Origin of the sequence: Paenibacillus mucilaginosus 3016 (assembly GCF_000250655.1) — a bacterium.
Classification (GTDB): domain Bacteria; phylum Bacillota; class Bacilli; order Paenibacillales; family NBRC-103111; genus Paenibacillus_G; species Paenibacillus_G mucilaginosus.
Genome location: NC_016935.1, coordinates 2,921,040 through 2,933,876, shown reverse-complemented (window position 1 = coordinate 2,933,876; position 12,837 = coordinate 2,921,040). Strand labels below are relative to the sequence as shown.

The window sequence follows — 12,837 nt, the reverse complement described above, 5'->3', positions numbered from 1 at the left end:
AAAATATCGTCCCTTCTTCCGACACACAGACTTACAGCGCGCGCTTGACCGCTTCCCACAGGGCCTCGCACAGCTCGGCCGAGCGTGACTCTTCCCCTCCGGCCCGGACGATCCAGGTGCCGGCGGCCTCGCGAATTTCCACCGGCCTGCCCTGCCTGTTCAAATAAGCGATCATCTCCCCGATCGTCAAGAGAGGAAGCGCCTTGACGGAGTCCACGCCGTTCAGGTAATACACCATCTCCTCGTGGTCACCGATCGCGATATAATCCCCTTCCTGCGGCGTCCACTGCCGGCGCAGATTCTCCTGCTGTTCTCTGCTGAGCTCCTGCAGACTGCTGCTCCTGATGCGCTGCATCATAATGGCATTCTCCCCTTTCCCTCCGGACCGCGGCATGCCTTGGCACGCCAAACAGACCCATGCCGCGGCCGGAAGGCTGGCTTCCGGCCGTGTATCCCATGGGCCGCATAAAAAAAAACTACGGCTGTCCAATCCACTTACAAAGTTTGGCCTCAGTTTGCCTGAGGTAAGCCGCGGGGTTACGGCGGAAGCGTCTCCGTTTTGTTGTTTCAGTCAATCGTTCCTTCCAACGACTTCGTTCTCTGTAGAAAGTGTCGTAGGGAACAGATCGGAGACGGTGCAGTAAGTTTTTTTGCTTCAGGGCATCATCCACAAGGACAACAAATTCCCCACTACGCAGTATGTGTTCGTTCCAACTGCGGCGGCCAGTTGTACGCCGGTGCTTGGTTTTGGTTTGGCGAAAGAATCGTTCGTGGTCGTTATTCGTTCTCGGAATATTCGGGGTATCGTAACACGTAAAAAGCCCCTTCCAAAAACCTTCAGTGTAACTCTGAAAATTGGTTAGGAGGGGCGTATCCTCCGTCCTAGTGTATGTCTGCTGCATCCAAGACAGCAGACAGCCCATTTCCCATCGAACCGTTTCACTACTCTGGTCCGCTTTTACAAGGGCAGGCTCCAATATTCTGGCTGTTTCCTGAATGGGGATCTGCCAACGCTTTACAGCTTCATACTGAGCAGTCAATTCCGGCAGCTTTCGGAAGAGTTTGGTTATTTTACTCAGGAATGAAGGCCCCCTTTTTTTGCTTCACTTTGCTCCAGTGAAGCTTTTACTGCTTGGGCATTTTCGTAAATCCGAATACCAGGCAAGTCTAGGGGAGGGGTGCCGTCTTCCAAAAGCAGCGAGCGTGTGGCGGCCAGGTAGTCCCGGGCTACTTCGGCTTCTACAGTGGACTCGTGCTCGACCTGTTTCTCAATTTCCCGAATACCTCGCAAGCTTTTTTTAATCTCGGTCTTCAGTTTACGGTCCAAATCGACTACCGGCTTGGCAATATCTTTGAGATAGTGGTACTGGCAATATTGGTAAGGGGTGTCACCCCATGTTTCCTCCATAGCCATACGGATCGACCGTTGGCCATCACTTACCAACCCAACAACTGGATAATCCAAGTCCTTAACAGGCTTTAGCAGAGCTTTGAGCTCCGAGCACGATCCGCTTTTCAGGTTTTTGGCAGCTAAAATACGACCACTAAATCCTTCGCGAACAACATAGAGCGTTTCATTACCTTTTTCGGGCTGAACCCCATCCATAGACAAGAGAAGGCCGCCATGTTCCTTTACGATTTTTTTTAAATCTTCCTTTACATCATCGGTTAAAGAAGCGCGAAGCAAAGTTAGATACCATTCGTATAAACGCATCGCATGGCGCTCGGAGGTTGGAATCGCTCGCTGGGTCAACGCTTCGGATATTTCAGTAACCGTCATATGCTGTTTGAAGCGCATTTCTCCAACAAGCACAAGAACGTCATAAGCATAAGATGTATGTTTTAAACATAGGGCGTCCGCTTGAGCCGAACGAAAATAACGCTCCAATTTACCGCAGGCTTCGTTCGGGCAGTGGTAGGCCATATTCCAGACATCTAAAATTCCCTTCAGTGTAGCTACAATCTTATGTGAAGCGGTATGATGCCGCTTGAGCTTCGTACCGCAATCCGGGCAGTGTGTCAGCTCGGGACGGAAGTAGATTCTTTTTTCAGGAATAAGTCGATTTCGAGGTAGCCCTCTTCTCGCTTTCATGAAAGATCCCTCCAAATGGTCTGTACCGATAATTACCCATTGGAGGGGGCAGTTAGTAAGTTAATCAGCCGTAGAAAAAAAAGACCCGTGGCTGCGGGTCTTTCACTACGAGCTTGAATTCGTGCTCCGACCCATCTTCCGCTGACGAGGTTAGCTGTCGGGCTCGGGGTAGATGGTCCCCTACATGATCACATGATACGCCCCAAAAACTTGGTTCCCCCGCTTCCCGGACCCAGCGGCCCGGCAATTAAGCGCAGGTTCATCATACCGGGTCGGGGGGCTGCCGTCAAGGCTTCATCCCGATTTTCCATGATCTGCCGCACGGCCCCCTTCCGTTGTCTTTAGTGTTTACGCTCCTGGATCACGGCCTCTACGGCCTTGCGGAACTCCCGCTCTTTCTTCCGGCTCATCCGCTCTTCCGCCTGCAAGGATCTCAGCAGGGACACGCACATCCCGCCCATAATCACGGCGAACGGCAGAGCCGTGACGATAGAAGCGGTCTGAAGCGCCTCTAGCCCGTGGCTGAGAAGCAGCACCAGTGCGATGGCCGCCTGGGCGACGCCCCAGGCGACTTTCACTTTCACCGAAGGCACGAGACTGCCTCCGGAGGAGAACATGCCAAGCACATAGGTTGCCGAATCCGCTGAAGTCACGAAGAACGTAACGATGAGCAGTGCGGCCAGCACCGCCAGGAAGCTCCCCAGAGGGAGATGGCTCAAAGTGGCGAACAAAGCCGTCGTTACATCGTTGTTCACCAGATCCGTCAGGGGAATGCCTTCCATTATCTGCTGATGCAGCCCTGTGCCGCCGAAGACGGAGAACCAGATGAAGCTGAACAGACTTGGAATGAAGAGAACGCCAAGCACGAACTCCTTAATAGTCCGCCCCCGGGACACCCGGGCGATGAACATCCCGACGAACGGTGCCCAGGCGATCCACCAGGCCCAATAGAAGAGTGTCCAGCTGCTGACCCAGGTGCCCTGGGTGAACGGCGTCATACGCAGGCTCATCTGGATCAGGTTCTGCAGATAGCCGCCCAGCGTCACCGTAAAGGTATCGAGCAGGAAGAACGTCGGCCCCAGAATGAACGTACAGACAAGCAGTCCGATAGCGATGATCAGGTTGGTATTGCTGAGAATGCGGATTCCCTTATCGAGGCCCGAGGCTGCAGACAGCAGATACAGAATGGTCAGCACAATCAGGATGACAATCTGTACCGTGACCCCGTTCGGTATGCCCCAGATGAAGTTCAGGCCGCCGTTAATCTGCAGCGTGCCAAGACCGAGGGATGTCGCTACACCGAAGGCCGTCGCAATGATTGCCAAGATATCAATAAACTTGCCGAGCGATCCGTTCACTCTATCTCCGATCAGAGGCTCGAAGGTCTGGGAGATCAGGGCCGTTTTTTTCTTGCGAAACTGAAAGTAAGCCAAAGCGACGCCGACTACCGAATAGATCGCCCAAGGGTGCAGTCCCCAATGAAAGAAGGCGTACCGCAGAGCCAGCCGCGCGGCCTCCGTCGACCCGCTCTCCGCTTCCTGAGGAGGCGAGGCATAGTGGGATAAGGGCTCCGCCACTCCCCAGAACACCAGGCCTATTCCCATCCCTGCGCTGAAGAGCATGGCGAACCAGCTCCAGTCGGAATATTCGGGCTCATCCGTATCCTCCCCGAGACGGATCCTGCCGTACCTGCTGAAAGCGAGATAGATGACGAACACCAGGAATCCAAGGGCGGCGAACAGATAGAACCAGCCGAACTTCCCTGTCGTAAAAGCCAAAAATTCATTCGCCCGGGCGGCAAGCCCCTGTGGATCCAAGGCCCCCCACAGCACAAAGGCTACGATAATCAATACGGAAACTCCAAATACCATAGGTACCTCCTATCCTTCTGCTTCTATTTTCAATTGTCTCAGGTGTACTCATGATGGCCTGTGTTCCTTAGCTCTCGGCCAAGCCATTCAAGGGGGCTGCCCTACCATCTCCCACACTGCGCGGACACCGGCTGCCCCTTCTTTCTGCATTCTCCCCCACTTAGGCTGCTGTATTCCCTATGGATTGCCAATCGCATTCTTGTCTTCCTGCCAAGCCGGCTCCCGCCGCTTCCCGCCTTTTAAGTGTAAGTACAATTTGGACATTGTGTCAACATCATTTTCAGTTTATACTGTTTGTACAGAAAAAACTGTACAATATAATCGCGGCAGCAAAGAGACTTCCCGGACATCTTTCCCGCAGTCCTTTACATTGCCCGGGTTGTTCCTTACAATAGCGTTGTATACCTAAAGGCAGGGTGAAAAACGATACCATGGAACCGACAAACCGCATATCCTCAGAGCAGGAGCTCGTTATACAAAAAGCCCGCAAGCGCATCATCGAAGCGATCGGCAATAATATGGACCTGTACGGGATCACCCCCTCCACCGGACATCTCTATGGGCTTCTCTTCTTCCAGAACAAGCCGATGACCCTGGACGAAATGGGCCGGGCGATGGAAATGAGCAAAACCAGCATGAGTACCGGGGTACGGACGCTTGTCGACTTGAAGATGGTTCACAAGGTATGGGAGAAGGGCTCCCGCAAGGATCTCTATGAGGTCGAGATGGACTGGTTCCAGACCTTCAGCGACTTCTTCTCCCTGAAATGGCGCAAGGCGCTGGAGATGAATCTTAGTGCCCTCCGCAAATCCAAGGCGGAATTATCGTCGCTTGGCACCCAAGCTCCTGAGGATTCTCCACTTCATGAGACCCTTCAGACGGATCTGCATAAAATCGATGAAGCCATCCGCTACTACCAGTGGCTCGACCGGCTGATTGACACCTTCGAATCCGGAGAAATCTTCGACTGGGTCCCCAAAGATCCGCCGCAGTCATGAGAGGGAACCACCCCGTGCTCCGGATCCTCTTGCATGAGAGGGACATGGTAGAGTCCGCCCGGAGCCGGCACATCCATTAGAAGCCCCTCCTGCCACAAAGGGACAGGCCGCAGTCAGCGGCCTGTCCCTTTGTGATTCACCCGGTCAGCATCAGGGTAACGATCATGATCGTCAGGAGCGTCCCGATGATCGAAAGCGAGATGAAGGTGAAGTACACCGTTCTGCGCGGATCGGCGAACCGGCCTTCCCGGATGCCCCTGGATTTGCGGATATAATCCCTCGTCGCGAGCATGATGATGATCAGGCCGAGCTTGGCTCTTCCCGACCGACGCTTCTCTTGTAGAGCACCAGTAGCGCAATACTGGCCGCGAACGATAGAACAATCAATAGGAATGGCAGTGAAGGATCGAGTCGGTACGCTCCTCCCCCAATAATGCCGGACGGGGATACGACGAGCAGAATAAGTACGGACAGCATGGCGAATATGCTTGCGCGGTTTTCATCGTCAATGGCGTTGGCTACCGCCGCTTCCAAATACGGATACGTCATCATCGTACCTGCAGCGGCGAGGACTGTGCTGAGAATCAACCAGAACATCATGCCGGGGAGCGGAAGGATCAGGATGAGATTGGACACCAGCGAGATGAAGAAACCCCACAGCATAACCGTGTGAAGTCCTTGATCACTCTGCCGGCGCAGCAGCCACATGGAGAGGAGCATAATCATCGAAGTAACAGCCGGGAAGATAGACACAAGACCGCTGTCCAGCTTGAGATCATCCACGAGATAGAGCGACAAGTAGGTGCCTTTCATCGTAAGCTGGAACTGGAAAAGGATATAAACGCCAAAAATCATCATCAGCGGCTTATTCCCAGCCATGCTACGGAAAACACCCTTGTACTCTCGCAGCCCGGCCATCAAGCTTACGCTGCGGGTTTCCGCCATTTTGCGCAGTCCGATCTGGGTCTCACGGGTGGCAAAATGCCGACCGACGAACTGAATCGTCATGCATACGCAAGCGAGCACATACATGACCCGCATCCCCGGAACGAGGCCGTACTGAGCGACAAGCAGTCCACCGAGCGGAGCGAACAAGCCGCCAAGCATGGCGACGAACTGAAGAATGGAAAAGACGAAGGTGCGATCCTTGGATTCGGTATCTTCCACAAGCAAGCAGTAGAACGCCGTATGCGGAACCCGCTGAAAACCGTTCACAACAGCCGCAGCAATAAAGAACCAGATATTCTGCGATACCGCCCAGAGCAGTGTACCCACCGTCCAACTGAGCAAGTCAAAATAAAGCAGCGCCCCTTTGCGGCCGAGCCTGTCAGTCAAATAGCCGCTGATGAAGGACGAGAATACCTGTACGAGCAGGGTCAGCGTGGTGACCCAGCCGATTGCCGTCTCGCTCATCCCCATCTCGAACATATAGATTGTGGCATACGTGCTGAACATGCTGTACGGAATAAGAAACAACGGTTCGTACAGAAGACAGCCACGTGCGTTTTGGGGAAGTCTGGAAAATCCAAACATTTAATTTCCTCCCTTTCTTCTGTCACCCGCTTTCATCTTACTAAGATAGTTTCGGTCGGAATGGTAATAATCCTTTTTTTTCAACTTTATGAATTGGGGTTCACGACATGTCGCCCTACGGTTTTAGCTGCCCTTTTAACTAATAGCCAGTGCTAATGATTTCCTGCATGACTTTTCCTTCGGATATGGCAAATCGCATGGATTATATTAATAATGGATAATACAACAAGCCATATCATTAGAGAGGACATGGTGATCCATAGCCCGAACCATGGTAAAACCCGCCCAGCGGCCATAAAAGTAAGGATTGGAGATAGAAGCAAGAGTATTAAGATAGGGAGAAGTCTCCATACGGATAGAAAAAACAATTTTCCAATCGTAATGCTCTTGCTGCTCTTGCAGATACGAAAATATGTATATATCCCCCAAAGAACCGTGACAATCAAGAGCAAAATCATAACTGTATCCATGTTTCTGCTGTTAAAGTTAGGAACTTCGGCCTTTTCACCCCTTAGGATCCTTACGATGCCTTCCATAAAAGCTCTATAATCGACAAAAGTATTTATTCCCGAGTTAAACATCATGGTAACCCCGAGCTGTTGATCTAAATATATCTTTTCTTCACTCTTATATGTCCAAAATGTCCCACTGTGTGAGATGGTCCGTCCCATATGTTCGTCTTCTTCTACGACCCACCCCATTCCATAAGGGCCGCGCTGTCCGGCAGTATGGTACTCCTCCGCCAGCTCTGATGTCAGAAGAACCCCACTACATTGTGCAAGCATCCACTTTGCCATATCTTCTGCAGAGGAAATGATCCCCGCCGGGCCGTCAATAAACCAATGCGGTTCAGCCTGCCGCACAGGAAAGCCAAGCAATAAATAATTCCCCCCCGGTATTGCTGAATTCTCATTGATTTGCTGTGTCGTGCTGATGCTGAAGGTACTCCTCATACCCAGGTGCTCGAATATATACTGTTTCATGTAGGAGGAAAAGCTCTGCCCGCTTACTTTCTCCACAAGGAGAGCCAAATACTGATAATTTGGATTGTGGTAGAAATGAGCCGTTCCGGGTTCATTCACAAGCTTAACGGTATTTAACGATTGATTAATCTCTCGCAGTGATTGATATTGAAGATCTCGTGTCATGTCGGGATTCACTTTGTCAGTGAGACCGCTTGTGTGATTCAGCAAATTCCGGACTGTAATCTTGTGGACACGCTCATCCATGGGGGAGAGTTCTGGAAAGTATGCGGCGTACGGAGTGTCAAGATGGATTCGACCTTTTTCCACCAATTGCAGAACAGCCAGTGCCGTGAAAGCTTTACTTAGTGAAGCAATGGGAAAAGGAGTGCTGCTGGTGATCTGTCGACCATCTGGGTATACACCGTAACCGTTCGTATAAAATATCTCGTTCTTACTTACTATAGCGAGAGCCGAAGCATTAATCTTGTTGACTTTCATGTTTCTTTTGACGTAATCATCAATTTCTTGTACTATTTCAGCTTTCTCTCGAGCTTCGATTGCAGTAACTGGTGTAACCAGGATGGACACCAGGAGCAGTACACTACTTATGCAAATCATGATTTTGTTTTTTGCGGTATTCATGGTAACGCTCCCTCCAATCCAGCAAAGGGAAACGTTAAATCGTACGGGTAAGGCCATTCTCGTGTTGATTGATGCTTCATTGTATTGCTCCTCTCCCTCTTGAGTTTCTAATTTAAACCCAGTGTAACGGGTGAAACTTATAAAAATGGGAGATTTTTTATTATCATTTTCTGAAAAACAAGGAGGAGTTAGGGGGCCGTTCGCTGTCACGAATGCACAGGCTTTCTACGTCTTCAATATCCGGCTGTTATGGGATTCTAGCGCAATGAAAGCAGCCGATCCATTTGATCGGCTGCTTTCATTGCGCTAAATTCGGTTCCTTTAGTTAATGTTTGATCCTAAACGCGTTTGAAGCGCTATAAAACCTCCCTTTTCTACTTCCTCGTATTGGCACGGCAAGAAATCCATTCGTACGACCGGTCTTGTTCAAAAACAAATTCTATGTGAACTCCGTGGTTGTAGCATTTTTGTCTGCGTTTGCCTATTTTGCGGTCCTTGTATACGTACCGTTGCTTAATTTGGAAGTTAACCAACTCACCCCTGGTGAAGCAGGTTTAACACTTTTACCAGGAGGTGCGGCTGTTGCACTCCTTTCGCCATGGGTTGGCCGAATATCTGATCGTGTTGGGACCAAATCGCTTATTGTTACTGGACTAATCGTGATGGGAATATCCACTTTTTCTTGTCGACATTTGCCTCAGGGGCATCCCCCATTATGAGTTCAGTGGGAGTCATGGGGGCGGGAATAGCTTTTGCTTTAGTTAATTCACCCGCTACTAATTCTGCTGTAGGAGTTCTTCAGAAGGATATGGTTGGAGTAGGTATGGGATTCTTTCAGGGTGCACTGTATCTTGGGGCAGGAACAGGAGCTAGCCTCATCGGAGCATTTCTGCATGCACGGAGAGATGCTAACTTTCCGTTAAACCCAATGTATAGTTTAGATGCCGTAAACTATTCCGATTCATTTCTGGTGGTTACCATTGCAGTGATCATCGCACTAATCGCAAGTATCGGATTAAAGAATGATAAACAGGGTAGCAGAATAGTCAAACCTTCGAAATGACTAATTGACTGCCAACTTACGGTTTGTTGCATGCTCACCGGCCTCGTAGTAGCTCAACCTGCCGACAAAATATTGTCGGCAGGTCTTTGAGTTGAATTTCTAGTTTCCTGCCAGTGCAGCTTTATCCTATTACCAGTCTAAACCTTCTAATGATGGATGCATAGCGAACCTTTACAAGCACGATAACCGAGAACAGTTATGTATGGACTTGCCGATCCACGGAAAGCGTGTAGGGCTTCTCATAAAGCGTCAGGGGTATCGTTGTAGAGATTGCAAGCAAACCTTCTGGGAGCGTTTAGACCACACGATCAATGAAAAGCGAAGCTGTACTAATCGTTTATTATCGTACATTGAAAAGCAGAGCATCAAGCGTACATTTACAAGTGTTTCGGAAGATGTAGGTTTGAATGAGAAGACCATACGGAACATCTTTCGTGACTACATCAAGCGCCTTGAAGAAACGTTGCGATTTGAGACTCCTAATTGGCTTGGCATTGATGAGATTCACATTATCAAGCCTCGTTGTGTCTTAACCAATATTCAAGAACGTACCGAATGGCAAACGAAGCGTTGGAAACCATCCGCAAACAGCTTAGAGTGAGCTTATCACCGAAGGAACGGCGTGGGCTTATGCACGCGATCGCTTTATCCTCCTGAAGCGCAACAAGGAGCTCACAGAGATGGATAGGATAACGCTTGACATTTGGACAAAGAATCATCCCTCTCTTGGCATTGCCTATGAACTTAAAGAATCATTCTTTGACTTGTGGGATTCAGACAGTAGACAGAAGGCGTACCTTAAATATCACGATTGGAAAGCCATCCCAACGGAATTGCAATCTGCTTTTGAGCCTCTTACAAAAGCTATGGCGAACTGGGAGGAGGAGATATTCTCCTACTTCGATTATCGTGTTACAAACGCTTATACGGAGTCTCTGAACATAAAATCCGAATACCCAAAAAGAAAAACGGGGAAGCTTGAAAGCTTCCCCGTTCGTCGAGCCGATTCCTATGCCTGCTGTTCCTCAGGCTTACATTATCTTGTCCGCTTGCAGGCTTCCTCCGCCGGCTAGTCCACCCCTGCCTCCTGAGATGCCGGGGCGTCGATCGCCAAGCTCTCCTCCGCAAGAGTCGGGATCAGCAGCGTGAAGGTGCTGCCTTCCTTCTCCCGGCTTGCCAGCCGCAGCTCTCCGCCAAGGATCTTGACGAACTCGGCGCAGAGCGACAAGCCGACCCCGATTCCGCCCTGCTGGCGAGTCATGTACTGATCCGGAGCATGGAACAGCTGGAAGATCCGGCTCCTCTGATCTTCGGCAATGCCCGCCCCGGTATCGCTGACCGAGATGGACACGGCCGAAGCCGCCGATACAGGGAACGCAGCTTCCCTATCCTCCTGCTCCATACCGCGGATCGTGAGAGACACGCCACCCCGCTCCGTGAACTTGCCTGCATTGGACAGGAGATGGACGAGGATGCGCTGAAGCATTCGCTCATCCGTATAGAAGATCTCCGGCACCCCCGCCTCCACACGGACCGTGAAGTTCAGCCCTTTCTGCAGTGCGAACGGGCGGAAATACCCGTCCAGCGTCTCGGCGAAGGCACGCAGATTCACCGGTCCCGCCTCCGCTTCAAGCGTCCCCTGCACCGCCGCCGACAGGTCCAGCAGATCGTTGATCGTGCCGAGCAGCTCGGTGCCGCTCCGGTGAATGAGGTGGGCGAATTCCCGGTCGGCATTCGACTCATCCTGGGCCAGCATGTCGGACAGCCCGATGATGCTGTTGAGCGGGGTCCGCAGCTCGTGGGACAGCACCCCGAGAATGTTCTTCTTCTGCTGGCTGCTCAGTGTCAGCAGCTGATTCTTCTCCTCCAGGCGGTTCGACAGCTCGTTGAAGGTGCGGGCGATGACCTTGAACTCGTCGGCGGAGTCATGATCCAGATTCACATAGGAGAGCTCCTGTCCCTCCTGGGGCAGCTTCTTCAGCAGGGCGGTCAGCTGCTGCAGATCCGCCTCCTTCCTCCGGAAGACCCGCAGCACGAGTACGAAGGCCAGCGATAACAGCAGGCTGATTGTCACCAGAATCACCATGCTGAGCCGCGTGGACCGGATCTCCTCCAGCACGCTGTCCATCAGGTTCTCCTGGTACGTGCCCAGCGTTTCGATCGAGAGCTGCATCTCGTAGGTCAGCGGGTGCAGCTGTTCATGGAACAGCTGGGAGGCCTGGCCCGTTTCCCCCTCCGCCGTACGCTTCAGAATCGCCTCTTCGATCTCCAGATAATGCGTATGCTGCGCCCTCAGCTGCATCAGTGCCTCCCGGGAGGGCTGATACTTCAGGATGGCATCCAGGCGGTCCAGCTGCTCCGTCTCCTGCTCCCGGAGCTCCCGAATCCGGCCGCCGAGCTCCGTCTTGTGCGGGTAAGCGATATAATATTCCAGCGTTTTGTCATGCAGCAGAAACCCGCTCCAGAAGCGGTTGTTCATCGCAATCTTGTGCCGGCGGTCGTTAATCGCCTCATGGATGTCCGTGCGGATGCCGCTGAGCACATACAGTACAAAAATCAGGTTCAAGAAAGATAAGCCGATCATCGCGGCGGCCATCAGGCGCGTTCGGTTCCAAGACAGCATCTCATCGATTCCTCCAGCGTAGGACTGACTCCCTCATTCTACGGGATGGGCCCCCCTGCGTCTATCCTACCACGGGCCTTTCCGCTAGACATTATTCATGAACGTCTTGTGGTACGCATTGCGGTACTGCGTCGGGGTCATATTCGTGTGCTGCCGGAACAGGCGCATAAAATATTTGTCGTCGGGGTACCCGGCCTCCGCCGCAATCTCCCTCACGGACAGCGCGGTTCTCGAGAGCAGCTCCTTCGCCTTGGCGATCCGTACGCTGTGGATAAAATCCAAAGGCCCCATTCCGGTGTGCTGCTTGAACAGGCGGGTGAGATAGTCCTTGTTGTAGTTGAATTTGGCCGCCAGGGCCGATACCGTCAGCGGCTCCTCCGCATGGATGCGGGTCCACTCCGCCATCTTGATGAATTGGGCGTCTCCCTGCATGCGGGCTCCCCTGGCCGGTGTGGGCGCCAGCACCTGCTCCGAGATCTCGATGAACAGTGAAGTCAGCAGGTAATTGACACTGTGCGCCGTCAAATAATTGGCATTGGCCACATGCAGAATCTGGCTCACGAGGATGCCGATCCGCTCCTTCTGTTCGATGTGTAGATGCTGCGGCAGGTACACCTCCCCCACCGACCAGGCCCGGTGCTCCCTCGCCTGAATCTCCTCGGCCGTCCGCTTCATGGCCGGTGCCGTCAGCCACTGCGCCCCCTGCGGGCAGTCGAAGTGAAACCAGTAGAATTTGACTCCCGGCGGCGAGGCCCGGTAGCCTCCATGCGCAAGCCCCGGCCTCAGCAGCAGCGCATCCCCCGGGCCTACCTCGAAGCGCGTGTCCTCCTCCCGCAGGTACACCGTTTCGCTCACGCCGATGATGAGCTCGTAGCATCCCATCGAGCGGGCCGCGTGGGTCCAGGGGGTCTCGGAGATAAACTCGCCGGCGGCCAAAAAGCGTACCGGCGTATCGATGCTGATTTTCAAACAGGACATGACTCGTCCACCTCCGTGATTCTGCAGCCTCTCCTGCTCTCTTCACCATGTCGGGTTTGTCCACCATTTGTA

General features: G+C 52.3%; 9 protein-coding genes, 2 pseudogenes and 1 riboswitch. Of the genes and pseudogenes, 3 read left to right on the top strand and 8 right to left on the bottom strand.

The features are described from left to right. Positions 1–31: 31 nt before the first annotated feature. The 3 genes from PM3016_RS12565 to PM3016_RS12555 all read right to left on the bottom strand — a co-directional run bounded on the left by PM3016_RS12565 (position 32) and on the right by PM3016_RS12555 (position 3,963). A complete protein-coding gene (locus tag PM3016_RS12565) occupies positions 32–358 on the bottom strand; it encodes a hypothetical protein (RefSeq protein ID WP_014369724.1) in 327 nt (108 codons plus the stop codon). 717 nt (positions 359–1,075) lie between these two features. Further along, entirely contained in the window at positions 1,076–2,092 is a 1,017-nt protein-coding gene (locus PM3016_RS12560) for a transposase (protein ID WP_014369723.1), read from the bottom strand. 123 nt (positions 2,093–2,215) lie between these two features. Continuing rightward, positions 2,216–2,356, bottom strand: a riboswitch (cyclic di-AMP (ydaO/yuaA leader). A 77-nt stretch (positions 2,357–2,433) separates the two neighbouring features. Continuing rightward, positions 2,434–3,963, bottom strand: a complete 1,530-nt coding sequence (locus tag PM3016_RS12555; RefSeq protein WP_014369722.1) for a glycine betaine uptake BCCT transporter — start codon at positions 3,961–3,963, stop codon at positions 2,434–2,436. Positions 3,964–4,394: 431 nt separating this feature from the next. Here PM3016_RS12555 and PM3016_RS12550 point away from each other — a divergent pair, with 431 nt between their 5' ends. Then, positions 4,395–4,961 (top strand): GbsR/MarR family transcriptional regulator, encoded by a 567-nt coding sequence (locus PM3016_RS12550; protein WP_013915956.1) that lies wholly within the window; start codon positions 4,395–4,397, stop codon positions 4,959–4,961. Positions 4,962–5,097: 136 nt separating this feature from the next. On the opposite strand, the gene PM3016_RS38590 is transcribed toward PM3016_RS12550, so the two are convergent. The 3 genes from PM3016_RS38590 to PM3016_RS12540 all read right to left on the bottom strand — a co-directional run bounded on the left by PM3016_RS38590 (position 5,098) and on the right by PM3016_RS12540 (position 8,101). Continuing rightward, on the bottom strand, positions 5,098–5,253 hold the full coding sequence (locus PM3016_RS38590; RefSeq protein WP_013915955.1) for a hypothetical protein: 156 nt from the start codon (positions 5,251–5,253) through the stop codon (positions 5,098–5,100). 8 nt (positions 5,254–5,261) lie between these two features. Further along, positions 5,262–6,494, bottom strand: coding sequence for an MFS transporter (locus tag PM3016_RS12545; protein WP_013915954.1), 1,233 nt, complete (start codon positions 6,492–6,494; stop codon positions 5,262–5,264). Between the two features lie 152 nt (positions 6,495–6,646). Next, positions 6,647–8,101, bottom strand: coding sequence for a serine hydrolase domain-containing protein (locus tag PM3016_RS12540; protein WP_014369721.1), 1,455 nt, complete (start codon positions 8,099–8,101; stop codon positions 6,647–6,649). A 383-nt stretch (positions 8,102–8,484) separates the two neighbouring features. On the opposite strand from PM3016_RS12540, the pseudogene PM3016_RS37330 reads away from it, so the two are divergent. Both PM3016_RS37330 and PM3016_RS41360 read left to right on the top strand, forming a co-directional pair. Continuing rightward, positions 8,485–9,164, top strand: a pseudogene (locus PM3016_RS37330) (MFS transporter); the annotation flags it as partial. Between the two features lie 154 nt (positions 9,165–9,318). Beyond that, positions 9,319–10,105: pseudogene (locus PM3016_RS41360) on the top strand (transposase); the annotation flags it as partial. Between the two features lie 128 nt (positions 10,106–10,233). On the opposite strand, the gene PM3016_RS12530 reads toward PM3016_RS41360, so the two are convergent. Both PM3016_RS12530 and PM3016_RS12525 read right to left on the bottom strand, forming a co-directional pair. Beyond that, a complete protein-coding gene (locus PM3016_RS12530; RefSeq protein ID WP_014369718.1) occupies positions 10,234–11,787 on the bottom strand; it encodes a sensor histidine kinase in 1,554 nt (517 codons plus the stop codon). An 84-nt stretch (positions 11,788–11,871) separates the two neighbouring features. After that, positions 11,872–12,765 carry an AraC family transcriptional regulator gene (locus PM3016_RS12525; RefSeq protein WP_014369717.1) on the bottom strand — a complete coding sequence of 298 codons (894 nt, stop codon included), beginning with the start codon at positions 12,763–12,765 and terminating at the stop codon, positions 11,872–11,874. Positions 12,766–12,837 lie beyond the last annotated feature (72 nt).

What these genes read in the sequence shown, in the direction of transcription:
- PM3016_RS12565 (WP_014369724.1), bottom strand. Translation starts at nt 358, where the DNA reads ATGATGCAGCGCATCAGGAGCAGCAGTCTGCAGGAGCTCAGCAGAGAA.
- PM3016_RS12555 (WP_014369722.1), bottom strand. Translation starts at nt 3,963, where the DNA reads ATGGTATTTGGAGTTTCCGTATTGATTATCGTAGCCTTTGTGCTGTGG.
- PM3016_RS12525 (WP_014369717.1), bottom strand. Translation starts at nt 12,765, where the DNA reads ATGTCCTGTTTGAAAATCAGCATCGATACGCCGGTACGCTTTTTGGCC.
- PM3016_RS38590 (WP_013915955.1), bottom strand. Translation starts at nt 5,253, where the DNA reads ATGCTCGCGACGAGGGATTATATCCGCAAATCCAGGGGCATCCGGGAA.
- PM3016_RS12550 (WP_013915956.1), top strand. Translation starts at nt 4,395, where the DNA reads ATGGAACCGACAAACCGCATATCCTCAGAGCAGGAGCTCGTTATACAA.
- PM3016_RS12540 (WP_014369721.1), bottom strand. Translation starts at nt 8,101, where the DNA reads ATGAATACCGCAAAAAACAAAATCATGATTTGCATAAGTAGTGTACTG.
- PM3016_RS12530 (WP_014369718.1), bottom strand. Translation starts at nt 11,787, where the DNA reads ATGCTGTCTTGGAACCGAACGCGCCTGATGGCCGCCGCGATGATCGGC.
- PM3016_RS12545 (WP_013915954.1), bottom strand. Translation starts at nt 6,494, where the DNA reads ATGTTTGGATTTTCCAGACTTCCCCAAAACGCACGTGGCTGTCTTCTG.
- PM3016_RS12560 (WP_014369723.1), bottom strand. Translation starts at nt 2,092, where the DNA reads ATGAAAGCGAGAAGAGGGCTACCTCGAAATCGACTTATTCCTGAAAAA.